We start from the raw sequence: 202 nt of genomic DNA, 5'->3' as shown, positions 1-202 counted from the left end.
TGGGTAATCAGGAAGCGCGTAGCCTTTTGATTGAAGCTCTTTGATACATGCTGTTAGCGGAGCAACAGAGGCACTAATATTTGGCAGTTTGATGATATTAGTATCAGGATCTTGTGTAAGACGACCAAGCTCTGCAAGATTGTCTGGAACTTTTTGTTCTTCTTTTAGGTATTCAGAAAATTCTGCGAGAACACGTGCGGCA

General features: G+C 42.1%; 1 protein-coding gene. It reads right to left on the bottom strand.

Translation table 11 applies throughout. The features are described from left to right. Positions 1 to 202: NADP-dependent isocitrate dehydrogenase (locus B4F08_RS13350; RefSeq protein WP_291374713.1), on the bottom strand; the 202-nt coding region annotated here is incomplete at both ends.

Origin of the sequence: Acinetobacter sp. UBA6720, from assembly GCF_002454215.1 — a bacterium.
In the GTDB taxonomy this organism is placed as follows: domain Bacteria; phylum Pseudomonadota; class Gammaproteobacteria; order Pseudomonadales; family Moraxellaceae; genus Acinetobacter.
The sequence above is the reverse complement of the archived record's forward strand: the minus strand, read 5'-3'. Positions and strand labels throughout refer to the sequence as shown.